Genomic DNA, 13,457 nt, shown 5'->3' on the forward strand with positions numbered 1-13,457 from the left:
ATGGCCGAAGTCTGTTCATCAGCATGTATTGCGCAAAACGGGCCGTACCGAGATCGACGGAGGCCGGCCGCATCGTTCGCGCGTTCGCGCGTCCGTCGCGAATCGACGATCTATCAGCCTCGCCGATGACTTCAGTTTGAAATCGCGATTTGTCATACCGGAGCGCCGCACATAGCATGCAAAGCGCGAGTCGACATCCGTCGCGCTCGCTTCGACGGAACCTTCGACAAAGAGCGAACATGGACGATCGTGTGCGAGCCGGAAACGAGCAACTCGAAGTCAAGACGACAACCTGCTACATGTGCGCGTGCCGCTGCGGAATCCGCGTGCATCTGCGAAACGGTGAAGTCCGCTATATCGACGGCAACCCCGATCACCCGCTCAACCAAGGCGTGATCTGCGCGAAAGGCGCGTCGGGAATCATGAAGCAGTACTCGCCCGCGCGGCTCACGCAGCCGCTGATGCGCAAGGCGGGCGCCGAGCGCGGCGGCGCGCAGTTCGAGCCGGTGTCGTGGGACGTCGCGTTCGCCGTGCTCGAAAAGCGGCTCGCGCATCTGCGCGCGACCGATCCGAAGCAATTCGCGCTCTTCACCGGCCGCGACCAGATGCAGGCGCTGACGGGCCTCTTCGCGAAACAATTCGGCACGCCCAATTACGCGGCGCACGGCGGCTTCTGCTCGGCGAACATGGCGGCCGGCATGATCTACACGATCGGCGGCTCGTTCTGGGAATTCGGCGGCCCCGATCTCGATCGCGCGAAGCTGTTTTTCATGATCGGCACCGCCGAGGACCATCATTCGAATCCGCTGAAAATCGCGATTTCGAAGTTCAAGCGCGCGGGCGGCCGGTTCGTCGCGATCAATCCGATCCGCACCGGCTACGCGGCGATCGCCGACGAATGGGTGCCGATTCGTCCCGGCACCGACGGCGCGCTGTTCATGGCGATGATTCGCGAGCTGATCGAGACGGAGCGCTACGACCGCGATTTCGTCACGCGCTACACGAACGCGGCCGAGCTGCTCGACATGCGCGCCGACGCCGACACGTTTGGGCTCTTCGTGCGCGACCCGGCCACGCCCGAGCGCAATCCGCTGTTTCCGCAGGATCATCTGTGGTGGGATCTCGGCAGCGGCCGGCCCGTGCCGCATCACACGCGCGGCGCGACGCCCGCGCTCGACGGCCGCTACGCGCTCGACGACGGCACGCCCGTCGCGCCGTCGTTCGCGCTGCTGCGCGAGCGCGTCGCCGAATGCACGCCGGAATGGGCCGAACGAATCACGGGCATATCGGCCGACACGATCCGGCGGCTCGCGCGCGAAATGGCGGACGTCGCGCGCGATCACAAGATCACGCTGCCGATCCGCTGGACCGACGCGTGGGGCGAGACGCACGACGCCGTCACAGGCAATCCGGTCGCGTTCCATGCGATGCGCGGACTCGCCGCTCACTCGAACGGCTTCCAGTCGATCCGCGCGCTCGCGGTGCTGATGTCGCTGCTCGGGACGATCGACCGGCCGGGCGGATTCCGCCACAAATCGCCGTATCCGCGCGCGGTGCCGCCTTCGGCGAAACCGCCGAACGGCCCCGACGCGGTGCGCCCGGACACGCCGCTCGCGGCGGGCCCGCTCGGCTGGCCCGCCGCGCCCGAGGATCTGTTCGTCGACGAGCAAGGCGGCCCGGTGCGGATCGACAAGGCGTTTTCGTGGGAATACCCGCTCGCGGTGCACGGGCTGATGCACAGCGTGATCACGAACGCGTGGCGCGGCGATCCCTACCCGATCGACACGCTGATGATCTTCATGGCCAACATGGCGTGGAATTCGTCGATGAACACGGTCGAGGTCCGCAAGATGCTCGCGGACAAGCACGAGAACGGCGAATACAAGATTCCGTTCATCGTCGTGTGCGACGCGTTCCAGTCCGAAATGACCGCGTTCGCCGATCTGATCCTGCCCGACACGACGTATCTCGAACGGCACGACGCGATGTCGATGCTCGACCGGCCGATCTCCGAATTCGACGGACCGGCGGACTCGGTGCGCATACCGGTCGTGCCGCCGACCGGCGAATGCAAGCCGTTCCAGGAAGTGCTGATCGAGCTCGCGAGCCGGCTGAAGCTGCCCGCGTTCACGAACGCCGACGGCACGCGCAAATTCCGCGACTATCCGGACTTCATCGTCAACTATCAGACTGCGCCCGATTCGGGCGTCGGCTTCCTGATGGGCTGGCGCGGCGAGGACGGCGGCGGCGCGCTCGTCGGCAAGCCGAATCCGCGCCAATGGAACGAATACGCGAAGCACGGCTGTGTCTTTCACTACACGCTGCCGGAGACGCTGCAATACATGCGCGGCTGCAACGGCCCGTATCTGAAATGGGCGGTCGAGAAAGGCTTCCGGAAGTTCGACGAGCCGATCGTGATCCACCTGTATTCGGACGTGATGCAGAAATTCCGTCTCGCCGCGCAGGGCAAGACAAGCGGCCGGCAGCCGCCCGATCGCCTGCGCGCGCGCATTGCGCGCCATTTCGATCCGCTGCCGTTCTGGTACGAGCCGCTCGAGCTCGGCGCAACCGATCTGCGGCGCTACCCGCTCGCCGCCGTCACGCAGCGGCCGATGGCGATGTACCACTCGTGGGATTCGCAGAACGCGTGGCTGCGGCAGATTCATGGGGAGAACCATCTGTTCGTGAACCCGAGGATCGCGCGCGACGCTGGGATCGCGGACGGCGGCTGGATCTACGTCGAGTCGCAATGGGGCAAGGTGCGCTGCCGCGCGCGCTACAGCGAGGTCGTCGAGCCGGGCACCGTGTGGACCTGGAACGCGATCGGCAAGGCGGCGGGCGCGTGGAATCTCGGGCCGGACGCGAACGAATCGCAGCACGGCTTCCTGCTGAATCACGTGATCACCGACGAGCTGCCCGGCGACACCGCGCGTGCGCCGCGCATCTCGAACTCCGATCCGATCACCGGTCAGGCCGCGTGGTACGACGTGCGCGTGCGCATCTATCCGGCCGAAGCGGATGCCGACCATACGCTGCCGCAGTTCGCGCCGATGCCGGCGCTGCCCGGCGTGACGGGCGCGGTTCGCCGCATCGTGCAGGGCTATTTCGCAGGCCGGGGCGAATTCGCCGCCCGGCTGCGCAATCCGGCGAAACGCCGTTGACGAGGAGGAGCATGCGATGACGCATATGGCGCTCGTAATCGATCTGAACGTGTGCGTGGGATGCCACGCGTGCGTGACGAGCTGCAAGGAATGGAATACGTCGGGCGAAGCGGGCGCGCTGTCGGATGCGCGCCCGTACGACGCCGATCCGTCCGGCACGTTCTTCAACCGCGTGCAGACGTTCGAGGCGGGCGAATTCCCGCTCGCCGACACGATCCATTTCCCGAAGTCGTGCCTGCATTGCGAGGACCCGCCGTGCGTGCCCGTATGCCCGACGGGCGCGAGCTACAAGCGCAAGGAAGACGGGCTCGTGCTCGTCGACTACGACAAGTGCATCGGCTGCAAGTACTGCGCGTGGGCGTGCCCGTACGGCGCGCGCGAGCTCGACGAGGCGCGCAAGGAGATGACGAAGTGCACGCTCTGCGCGGACCGTATCCATAACGACGCGCTGCCCGAGCGCGATCGCAAGCCCGCGTGCGTGCTCGCGTGCCCGACTTCGGCGCGCCTCTTCGGCGACATTCACGATCCGGAATCGGTCGTGTCGCAAGCGATTCGCGAGCGCGGCGGCTATCAGCTGATGCCGGAATGGGGAACGCGTCCCGCGAATCACTATCTGCCCCGACGCACGACGACCGCATGCGGCGGCGGCGGCGGCGACGCGTGCTCGTGCCGATCGGCCGGCGAGGAACCGGCGCTCGCTTCGGCCGGCAGCGAACTCGCGCACGAGCAAGTGCATCTCGCCGCGCTCGCGAAGCGCGTCTGAACACGCCGCGCGCCGGCGCTATCGACACCGAATCTGGAGCAATACGAATGAAACCCGCTTTTTCGGTCATATTCCTGACGACGCTGAGCGGCGCGAGCCAGGGGTTCGTGATCGCGCTGTTCGGCGTCGAGCTCGCGGCGCGGCTCGGGCTGACCGCGTCGCCGCCGCAGGCGTTCTTCGTCGCGGGCGCGGCGCTCGCCGTGCTGCTCGGCTCGCTCGGCCTGTTCGCATCGTTCTTCCATCTCGGGCATCCGGAGCGCGCATGGCGCGCGGTCGCGATGTGGCGCACGTCGTGGCTGGCGCGCGAATGCATCGCGCTGCCGGTGTATCTCGCGTGCGCGACGGCTTACGGCGGCGCGCATGCGCTCGCATTGCCGTATTCGCTCGCGCTCGGCATGCTCGCGACGCTCGCGAGCGGCGTGCTGTTCGTCTGCACCGGCATGATCTACATCTGTCTGCGCTTCCTGCAGGAATGGGCGACGCCGCTGACAATGACCAACTTCGTGCTGCTCGGCTGCGCGTCCGGCTTCACGCTCGCGACCGCCGGTGCCGCGTGGTTCGCGCCGCCGCTCGCGCCGGCGCTCGCCGTGTGCGCGTGCGCGCTGACGCTCGCGGGTTGCGCGACGCGCACCGCGGCATTGGTGCGCAACGCGCGGCTGCGGCCGCGATCGACGGTGCAAAGCGCGACCGGCATCCACGCGCGGCAGGTCGTGCAGCGATCGCGCGGCTTCACGGCCGGCGCGTTCAACCTGCGCGAGTTCTTCCACGGGAAGACGCCGCTGACGTTGCGGCGCGTGAAGTGGATGTTTCTGATCTGCGCGTTCGCGGTGCCGGTTGCGCTGCTGGCGATCGGCGGCGCTGCCGCGCCGGCCGTCGCGTCGTTCGGGCTCGCGTGCGGCGCATTCGCGATCCAGTACGCGGGGCTCGTCGCGGAGCGCTGGTTCTTCTTTGCCGAGGCGCGGCACCCGCAGAACGTCTATTACCAGAGCGCCGCGTGATCGGCGGCGCATGCGTGCCGCGCCGGGCGGGCGTCGCGCTCGGCCCGCACGCGTGCGCCGATCGTCGTGTCCGCCGCGCGTCGATCCGCAACGGCGACGGCGCCGCGCATCGTCAGCGCCTTTCACGCGCCTCCCTCTTCGCCGCCGGCAGCGCCGTTCGCACCGGACGGCTTCGTCCCGCCAAGGCCGGCGTTCTTGACTACGATCAACCGCCGCCGCTCAAACCGTAGCAGCATGGTTGCCGTATCAGGACCGATTCGACGCGCACCGCACGGCGACACCGCAATGCGGCCGACGAGCCGGCCATCGCGGCGGTGTTCGGCATCGCAAAGGTGAGGTTTTTCGGGAGCAGCCCCGCGTGATGCCGGAACTGCCGATCGCGCATGGGCGCATGCGGGCGCGAATCGTCATCGACGCGCCAATGGCCGGCCGCGGCGCGTGGTGAGTCGTTTGCCGTTTGCCGTTTGCCGTTTGCGACTTCGCGCATGATGCGCGAACCCGATGAGCGTCGCCGATGTCGCAGACGCGACGAGCGCCGTGGATACGGTAACCGCAATGAACGCGGCGAGCGCGATCGATGCCGTGAATGCGGCGAGTGCCGAGAACATGGCGAGCGCAGTCGACACGGTGGACGTGGCGAACGCGGAGAACGTGGTGAGCACGGTCGCCGCGGCAAACACCGCGGTCGTGGCGAACACGACAGGCATTCGGCACGACGCACACGCCGACGAGCAACCGCCGACCGCATCGGCATCGGTCCGCCCGAACAAGTTTCGAATAACGAAAGGAATGCCCTTGCGACACTCAGGCTCCTGGTTCACCCGACTCCGGCTCGCAGCGGCGGCCTGGTGTCTCGCGTCGGCGTGCGCCGCGCCGTCCGCGCTCGCCGCAACCGACGACGCCACGCCCACCGCCGCCGACGCTTCACGCCCCGCGATCCTCGTCTATCACCGCTTCTCGACATCGACGCCGCCCGATTCGATGACGGTCCGCATCAGCACGTTCGAAGCGCAGCTCGCATTCCTGCGCGCGCACGGCTACGAAATCGTGCCGCTGCGCGACGTCGTCGGATGGGCGGCATCGCCGTCCGCGCAGCTGCCGGACAAGGCGGTCGCGATCACCGTCGACGACGGCCATCGCTCGGTGTACGAACTGTTGCGTCCGATCGTGCTGCGCGAGAGGCTGCCCGTCACGCTGTTCATCTATCCGTCCGCGATCTCGAACGCGTCGTACGCAATGACGTGGGACGAGCTGCGTGCGTTGCGCGACACCGGCCGCTTCGACATCGAATCGCACACGTGGTGGCATCCGAACTTTCGCACCGAGCGCCGGCGCCTCGCGCCGGACGCGTTCCGCCGCTTCGCCGCGACGCAGTTCGCGCATTCGCGCGCGCTGATCGAACGCGAAGTCGGCGGTCCGGTCGATCTGCTCGCTTGGCCGTTCGGTCTCTACGACGGCGAGCTGACGTCGCTCGCCGCGCAGTCGGGCTACGTCGCCGGCTTCACGCTCGACGCGCGCAAGGTCCGGCGCGGCGACGCGCCGCTCGCGCTGCCGCGCTTTTTGATCGTCGACGACTGCACGCCGGCCGTGCTCGCACGGATGCTCGGCGAGCGCGGCGATGCGCATGCCGATGCGCACGCGGAGAGCCGGCCATGAACAAGATCGCCCAATGGTCGCGTGCGAGCGCCTGTGCGTGCGCGCTCGCCGTGGCCGTCGCCGCGCCGCCCAGCGATACGATTGCCGATACGCGTGTGGAGAACCGGACATGAGCAAGCTCGCACAATGGTTCCGAACGTGGTTCCGAACGAGCGCCTGCGCGTGCGTGCTTGCTGTAGCCGCTGTCGCGCCGCCCGGCGATGCGCTTGCCGCCAGCGCGGTGGCCGGCACTCCGGCGGCCAACACCCCGGTGGCCCGCACCCCGGCCTCGGCCGTTCACGGCACCGTCGTCGACGCGCAGACCGGCAAGCCGATCGCGGCCGCGATCGTGACGATCGGCGGCCGCCCGATGCACGCAGACGAACAAGGCGTGTTCTCGACCGACGTCGCGGCGACCGAGATCGCCGTCCGCGCGCCCGGCTATCTGGCGACGCGCACCGCCGTCGCGGCCGGCAAGCCCGTCACCGTCGCGCTCGCGCCGTTCCGGCCGAAGGCCGTCTATCTGTCCGTATTCGGGATCACGAGCAAGACGCTGCGCGAGGCCGCCGTGAATCTCAAGGGCGCCACCGCGATCAACGCGCTCGTCATCGACATGAAGGGCGATCGCGGCATCACGCCGTATCCGAGCGCGGCGCGGCGCACATCGGGCGCGGCGGCGCAGACGCCGAACGCGCCCGTCGTGCGTGACTTCGCGGCGCTCGTCGCCGATCTGCACCGGCGGGGGCTCTACCTGATCGCGCGAATCGTCGTGTTCAAGGACGATCCGCTCGCGGCCGCGCATCCGGAATGGACGGTGCGCGATGCGGGCGGCGATATCTGGCACGACCGCGAAAAGCTGCGCTGGATCGATCCGTCGTCGCGCGAAGCGTGGGCGCACAACCTCGACGTCGCCGAGGAAGCGGCGAAGCTCGGCTTCGACGAAATCCAGTTCGACTACGTGCGCTTCCCGGACGCGCGCGGGCTGCGCTTCAGCGTGCCGAACACGCGCGCGAACCGCACCGCGGCGATCACGGGCTTCCTGCAGGCGGCGCACGACCGGCTCGCGCCGTACAACGTGTTCGTCGCCGCCGACATCTTCGGCTACGTCTGCTGGAACGAGGACGACACCGCGATCGGTCAGCAGATCGAAATGCTCGGCGGGCCGCTCGACTACATCTCGCCGATGCTCTATCCGTCCGGCTTCACGTGGGGATTGCCGGGCTGCACGCAGCCGACCGCCGATCCGGGGCAGATCGTGCGCCGCTCGCTTGCCGAGGCGCGCTCGCGGACCGGGCTGCCCGGCGTGCGGTTCCGGCCGTGGCTGCAGGCGTTCCGCGACTACGCGTTCGACCGCCGCGATTTCGAGGCGGCGGAGATCCGCGCGCAGGTCGACGCCGCCGACGCCGTCGAAACCGACGGATGGATGCTGTGGAACGCGCGCAATCGCTACGATCCGAAGCAGTTGCCGAAATAGCCGCGCGGCTTCATGACACGGCTTCACGACACGTCGCCGCACCCCGCCGCTAATTGCTGCCGCCCGCTCCGCTCGCGGCCGGCGCATCGGGCGTCGGCGTCGGCGACATCGGCGCGTTGTCGTTCGGCAAGCCGTTGTCCGGCTGCGCGGCGGGCGGCGTCGACGGCAGCAACGGCGGCATCTCCGGCGTGAGCGCGGAAGCGCCGCCCGGCGCGGCGAACGGCACGCCGCTCGCAGCCGATGCTGATGCCGATGCCGCCGCTTCGGACGCGGCGAGCGCCGACGCGGCCGCCTCCGACGCCGCCTCGACCTCGGAAGCCGGCATCACCTCCTCGACCGGCGCGCGCTGCGCCTTCGGCGGCGCGGCCTTCTGCGGCTCGGGCTTCTCGAACAGATAGCGATACCAGTCGCCGAGCTTGTCGCGGAACGTGTCGAACGCGCTCGGCGGCGCCTCGGTCGCGAAGCGCTCGCGCGCGTCGACGATCCGCGCGCGGATTGCCCGCTGATAGAAATCGCCGACGATCGGCAGCGCGCTCCGCGCGCCCTGCCCCCAGTCGCTGCCGAGCGTCACGCGGCCGTCGTCGAAGCCGACCCACGCGCCCGCGACGAGCTGCGGCTGCATCAGGATGAACCAGCCGTCGGTGTCGCCCTGCGTCGTGCCGGTCTTGCCGGCGACGTCCGCGCGAATTCCATAGCGCGAGCGGATCGCCGCGCCGGTGCCGCGCTCGACGACGCCGCGCATCACGTCGATCAGCGTGCGCGCGGACGCCGCATCGAGCGCGCGCTCGGGCGACGCGCTCGCGAACTCGGCGAGCACTTCGCCGTTGCGGTCCTCGATGCGCGTGACCATCCGCGGCTCGACGTATTCGCCGACGTTCGCGATCGTCGCGTACGCGGACACCATCTCCTTCAGCGTCACGGGGCTCGTGCCGAGCGCGAGCGACGGCACCGCATCGAGCTCGCTGTCGCGCAAGCCCATCGCGCGCGCGAGCCGCGCGACCTTCTGCGGGCCGACCTTCATCATCAGCTGCGCGGTGATCCGGTTGCGCGAATACGCGATCGCGTCGCGCAGCGTCATCGGCTTGCCGGTCGGCGGCGCGTCGTCGTCGGGCCGCCAGATCTCGCCGCCTTTCAGCGGAATCTCGACGGGCTGATCGACGAACGTGTCGTCGGGCGTCGCGCCGGCCGCGAACGCCGCGCCGTAGACGAACGGCTTGAACGTCGAGCCCGGCTGCCGGCGCGCCTGTTGCACGTGGTCGAACGGCTCGGTCGTGAAGTCGCGGCTGCCGACCCACGCCTTGATCTGTCCGTTGCGCGGATCGATCGCGAGAAAGCCCGCCTGCACGTCGGCCTTCGCCTTGCACAGCGCCCGCGTGAACCCGCGATCGGCGAGCAGATGCTTGAGCGCCGCGTCTTCGGTCGCGCCGCCGTCGAGCGCCGCGCGAAACTCCGGCGTCTCGCGCACGAAAGCGCGGAACAGCGGAGTGCCCGGTGCGCAGCCGCTGCCGGCGTTCCACCTCCCGTTCGCGATCCCTTGCAGCTGATTCGTCTGACGCGCGAGCGCCTGCGTCGCATACGTCTGCAGCCGCGAATCGATCGTCGTGCGCACGATGAGGCCGTCCGAGTAGACGTTGTAGTCGTTGCGGTCGGCCCACGCGATCAGCCACTTGCGCAGCTGCTGCGCGAAATGCGGCGCGGGGCCGGGCGGCTCCTTCTGCCGCTCGAAGTCGATGCGCAGCGGCTTCTTCTGCAGCGACGCATACACGGCCGGCGACAGCTTCCCGTACTTCACCATCTGCGCGAGCACGGTGTTGCGCCGCGCGAGCGCGCGCTCGGGGTTCAGCACCGGGTTGTAATAGCTGTTGCCCTTGAGCATGCCGACGAGCGTCGCGGCGTCGAGCGCGTCGAGCTGATCGGCCGATTTGTCGAAGTACGTGCGCGCCGCCATCTCGACGCCATATGCGTTGTACAGGAACGGCACCGTGTTCAGATACGTCTCGAGAATCTCCGCCTTGCTGTAGACCGCCTCGATCTTCAGCGCGGTGATCGCTTCCTTCAGCTTGCGCGTGAGCGTCGGCGCGCGGCCGATCTCGTCCGGATACAGATTGCGCGCGAGCTGCTGCGTGATCGTCGAGCCGCCCTGGCGATCGCCCGAGAACGTGTGCAGCGCGGCGCCCGCGGTGCGGCGCCAGTCGAGGCCGTGGTGCTCGTAGAAGCGATGGTCCTCGGTCGAAATCAGCGCGTCGACCATCTTCGGCGAGATGCCGGCGAGCGGCACCCATTCGCGGTTCGACGGCTTGAACTCGGCGAGCAGCTTGCCGTCGGCGGACAGGATCTGCGCGGGGGCGTCGACGCGCGCCTTGCGGATGTCGCCGATGCTCGGCGTGAACGGGATCAGCGCGAGCACGTAGAGCAGGAACAGCGCCGGCACGGCGGCGATGGCGAGCGCGACGCCGCGTCGCGTCGGATGGCGCAGGCGATGGAGGACGGCGGCGGCGTGCGGCTTCGTGGCGGCGAGCCAGGCCGCGCAACGGTCGAGGAAGGACGACACGATTCGGCGATTCACGCGGTGATGCGAACGGGTGGGAAAGCGTGAATCGTACCAAACGCGGGAAGGCGCCTGGAGAAAGGCGGGGCCGGAGCGGCACGGCGAAGCTGCCGCCGTGCCGCTGAAAACGCCGACGCGTCGCGCCTGCGGCCCCCGCCCGCGACACCGCGGCTCGCGCCTGTCGTTCCGGGCGACAGGCGCGACGCGGCAGCGGCGGCGGCCGTCATCCGCGCCGCTGCGTCGGCATCAGAGCGCGGCGAATGCCGACTGCTCGATTGCGGAAGATTCGCGGCTCCAGGCCGCGAGCCATTCGACGAACCCGGCGAACACGTCCGTCAGGCGCACGAGCGACAGGTTCTCGGGCGGCAGATGCCGCATCGCCACCAGTGCATCCGTTTGCGGATTCAGGCCGACGATCGGCGCCTGCTCGTGCAGCGCGTCGAATTGGCCGGCGAGCACGAAGCGGACCCAGGCGTCGTGCCGCAGCGTGTCGGCCGCCGGCATCGGCAATTCGCCGAGCAGCGTCAGGCAGCCCAGTGCGCGGTTGTCGTAGAGCGCCAGCTTCAGGCCGTCTATCCTCACCTGGCACACGCCGGTCGCATCGAATTTCAGATCGGACAGTCCGATCTGCGCGCCGAATGCGCTCAGCAACGTGTTCGTCATTTCCATCGATTGGCTCTGGGTTTGTCGTACGTCGCCAATCTTAGGCAGTTCGTCGCGGCCCTCTTTCAAAAACCGGACGTTTGTTTCGTTTTCGACTCCGAAGGTTTGTCACGCGAGCGGCTTCGGATTGGCCGGACACGTTTCGCTTCGACGTCGGCTGCTGCTGCGCGCCGCCACCGCAGTTGCCGCTTCGCTTGCCGCGCGACAAAAGCGCGCCGGTCAGGCGACGACGCGCGCCCGCGCGACGAGCGGGGCCGCGGGCGGGCGTCACGGCGCTGCCCGCGCGCGAATGCGCGCAACCGTCGCCCGGCGCCGTCACGCCTTCGCCGGCTTGATCACGCTCTCGCAAGCGCCGACCTGCGGATCGCCCGCCGGCAGCTTCCCGCACACGCCTTCGAACTGCTTGACGACCGCCTGCACCGTCGCATCGTGCGCGCCGCCCTGCCGCCAATGCACGAGCTGCGTGACGACCCGCGTCAGCGCGCGCCGGTTCGCGCCGTAGAACGCATTGCGCGTCTGGCCCGCCTGCGTCAGCACGTCGTTTGCGATCCGCCGGATTCGCGCGGCGTCGTCCGGCGCGAGGTCGACCGCATTCGCGAAGTACGCCGCGCCCCAGCGCAGCCGCGTCGCCGGACCGCTCGCCGCCTCGTACGCCTTCCGGTACCAGTCGAGCGCGGCCGCGCGATCGCCGCGCGCCTTCGCGTTCGCCGCGAGCCCCGACATGAAGTAGTACGGCGTCGGCGAGCGCGCGAGCTCCGCCTTCAGCAGCGCGTCGGCCGCGTCGAACTCGCCCGCATCGGTCAGCGTGGCGGCCGCTTCGCTGACGACCGCCTGCCGCGCATAGACATTCGTCGATTCAGCGACCGCCGACGCGCTCCGCCGACGCACCGCCTCCGCGAGCGGCGCCGGCAGCGGCGCGCCCGGCTTCGCGTCGAGCCGCGCGACGAGCACGCGGCCGTGCAGCGCCATCGTCCGGTCGATCGCGGCGAGCGACGTATCGGTCGACAGCCGCGCGAGCGCCGCGTCGAACTGCTTCGCGAGCGGCGCACGCGCGGCCGCGTCGCCACCCGCCAGATACTTGACGACGTCGGCCGGCGCCGCGACGAGCACGTCGTAATCGGCGCGCGCGCGCTTCGGATCGCGCAGCGCGTCGCGCACGGCGGCGGCGCCCGCTGTCTTGTCGATATCGCCTTGCTGCGGCGGATCGCCGACCGCCGCCGACACGACCGCCTTCAATTCGAGCCGCAGCGCTTCGGCGTTCGCATGGTCCGCGCGCGCGTGGCTCGCGAGCATCTGCAGCGTCGTCGCGACGCGCTCGTTCGGCACCGGCAGATCGCCGTCGGTGTCCCACGAGTAGTCGGCGAGCACGCGCCAGTCGTCGCGCGTGACGCGCGCGCCGTCCTTCAGCACGGCCGCGAGCGTCTGCTTGAACGGGTGCGCGGCGTTCAGGCCGATCGACAGCGCCTGCATGTAACGGTCGAGATCGATCTCGCCCGGCAGCCGCGTGATTTCGGTGCCGTCCGGCCGGAACAGGATCATCGTCGGATAGCCGCGCACCTTGAAGCGGTCGCCGGTCTTCTGCGCGTTCCCGGTGTCGCCGTCGAGATAGACCGGCACGAAGAACGACGAGCGCGACTGGAACGCCTGCTGGCTGAAGATCGTCGACTTCACCTGATTGCACGACGGACACCAGACGGCGCCCCAGTATAGGAACAGCGGCTTGTTCGTGCGCTTCGCCTCGGCGAATGCGGCGTCGACGTCGCCTTGCCGCCACGCGATGCCGGGCGGCAGATGCTCGGGCGCGTGCGGCGCGTCGGCGGCGAGGCAAACGGTCGCGGCGGCGACGAGCAGCGACGCCGTCAGCTTTCGAATCGCAGTTTTCATCGATGAGAGTCCGGTTGGGGGCGGCGCCGCGCTGGTTCGGCATCTTCGTCGCGGTCCGCATCGGGTTGACGTTCGAGCGCGTCGGCCGCGCGCTCCGTTCTTTTACGGCGCAATCGTATGAAGTATAGAAACTATCGCGAGCGCTGCGGGAGACCTTCATGCGCGCGGGGAAAGCATGATGCGCCTCGCGCGGCGCGGCGGCCGGCATGTCGCTTGCGCGGAGATCGGCGACGCCCGGGCCGCGATCGCGACAGCCCGGGCAGCCGCAACCGCAGCGGCGTCGACCACAACCGGCATCGTCACGGCGCATGCCGTTCTCGGCGGCCGCGGG

10 protein-coding genes are annotated in these 13,457 nt (G+C 69.2%); 6 read left to right on the forward strand and 4 right to left on the reverse strand.

Features of this window, described 5'->3' with window-relative positions; genetic code table 11:
* The first annotated feature begins 239 nt into the window (after positions 1-239).
* From BG90_RS19960 to BG90_RS36210, 4 genes are read left to right on the forward strand one after another with little or no spacing between them, the layout of a single operon-like run.
* The gene (locus tag BG90_RS19960; RefSeq protein ID WP_010120970.1) at positions 240-3,161 is read left to right on the forward strand and encodes a molybdopterin oxidoreductase family protein; all 2,922 of its coding nucleotides are present in this window, start codon (positions 240-242) and stop codon (positions 3,159-3,161) included.
* Positions 3,162-3,177: 16 nt separating this feature from the next.
* Positions 3,178-3,924: a 4Fe-4S dicluster domain-containing protein gene (locus tag BG90_RS19965; protein ID WP_010120972.1), complete on the forward strand. Its 747-nt coding sequence runs from the start codon at positions 3,178-3,180 to the stop codon at positions 3,922-3,924.
* Positions 3,925-3,971: 47 nt separating this feature from the next.
* Positions 3,972-4,922, forward strand: coding sequence for a dimethyl sulfoxide reductase anchor subunit family protein (locus BG90_RS19970; protein WP_010120974.1), 951 nt, complete (start codon positions 3,972-3,974; stop codon positions 4,920-4,922).
* Complete coding sequence (locus tag BG90_RS36210) at positions 4,919-5,152, forward strand: hypothetical protein (RefSeq protein WP_041281820.1); 234 nt, start codon at positions 4,919-4,921, stop codon at positions 5,150-5,152. The genes BG90_RS19970 and BG90_RS36210 overlap by 4 nt, the downstream gene beginning before the upstream one ends.
* Here the strand turns inward: BG90_RS36210 and BG90_RS19975 are convergent.
* Positions 5,128-5,409: a hypothetical protein gene (locus BG90_RS19975; protein ID WP_010120978.1), complete on the reverse strand. Its 282-nt coding sequence runs from the start codon at positions 5,407-5,409 to the stop codon at positions 5,128-5,130. The two genes, BG90_RS36210 and BG90_RS19975, sit on opposite strands and share 25 nt — an antisense overlap.
* A 14-nt stretch (positions 5,410-5,423) precedes the next feature.
* Here BG90_RS19975 and BG90_RS19980 point away from each other — a divergent pair, with 14 nt between their 5' ends.
* Both BG90_RS19980 and BG90_RS19985 read left to right on the forward strand, forming a co-directional pair.
* Positions 5,424-6,578 carry a polysaccharide deacetylase family protein gene (locus tag BG90_RS19980; RefSeq protein ID WP_010120980.1) on the forward strand — a complete coding sequence of 385 codons (1,155 nt, stop codon included), beginning with the start codon at positions 5,424-5,426 and terminating at the stop codon, positions 6,576-6,578.
* Positions 6,579-6,687: 109 nt separating this feature from the next.
* Positions 6,688-8,031 (forward strand): putative glycoside hydrolase, encoded by a 1,344-nt coding sequence (locus BG90_RS19985; RefSeq protein WP_045568367.1) that lies wholly within the window; start codon positions 6,688-6,690, stop codon positions 8,029-8,031.
* A 49-nt stretch (positions 8,032-8,080) separates the two neighbouring features.
* On the opposite strand, the gene BG90_RS19990 is transcribed toward BG90_RS19985, so the two are convergent.
* From BG90_RS19990 to BG90_RS20000, 3 genes are all read right to left on the reverse strand, one after another.
* The gene (locus BG90_RS19990) at positions 8,081-10,597 is read right to left on the reverse strand and encodes a penicillin-binding protein 1A (RefSeq protein ID WP_010119013.1); all 2,517 of its coding nucleotides are present in this window, start codon (positions 10,595-10,597) and stop codon (positions 8,081-8,083) included.
* Positions 10,598-10,825: 228 nt separating this feature from the next.
* Positions 10,826-11,242, reverse strand: coding sequence for a type III secretion system chaperone (locus BG90_RS19995; RefSeq protein WP_010119011.1), 417 nt, complete (start codon positions 11,240-11,242; stop codon positions 10,826-10,828).
* A gap of 315 nt (positions 11,243-11,557) precedes the next feature.
* The gene (locus BG90_RS20000; RefSeq protein ID WP_010119009.1) at positions 11,558-13,126 is read right to left on the reverse strand and encodes a thioredoxin family protein; all 1,569 of its coding nucleotides are present in this window, start codon (positions 13,124-13,126) and stop codon (positions 11,558-11,560) included.
* Between the last annotated feature and the right edge of the window lie 331 nt (positions 13,127-13,457).

Origin of the sequence: Burkholderia oklahomensis C6786, assembly GCF_000959365.1 — a bacterium.
Lineage (GTDB): Bacteria > Pseudomonadota > Gammaproteobacteria > Burkholderiales > Burkholderiaceae > Burkholderia > Burkholderia oklahomensis.

Coding starts and splice junctions, on each gene's coding strand:
- BG90_RS19970 (WP_010120974.1), top strand. CDS start 3,972: ATGAAACCCGCTTTTTCGGTCATATTCCTGACGACGCTGAGCGGCGCG.
- BG90_RS19995 (WP_010119011.1), bottom strand. CDS start 11,242: ATGACGAACACGTTGCTGAGCGCATTCGGCGCGCAGATCGGACTGTCC.
- BG90_RS19985 (WP_045568367.1), top strand. CDS start 6,688: ATGAGCAAGCTCGCACAATGGTTCCGAACGTGGTTCCGAACGAGCGCC.
- BG90_RS19965 (WP_010120972.1), top strand. CDS start 3,178: ATGACGCATATGGCGCTCGTAATCGATCTGAACGTGTGCGTGGGATGC.
- BG90_RS19975 (WP_010120978.1), bottom strand. CDS start 5,409: ATGCGCGAAGTCGCAAACGGCAAACGGCAAACGGCAAACGACTCACCA.
- BG90_RS19980 (WP_010120980.1), top strand. CDS start 5,424: ATGAGCGTCGCCGATGTCGCAGACGCGACGAGCGCCGTGGATACGGTA.
- BG90_RS20000 (WP_010119009.1), bottom strand. CDS start 13,126: ATGAAAACTGCGATTCGAAAGCTGACGGCGTCGCTGCTCGTCGCCGCC.
- BG90_RS19960 (WP_010120970.1), top strand. CDS start 240: ATGGACGATCGTGTGCGAGCCGGAAACGAGCAACTCGAAGTCAAGACG.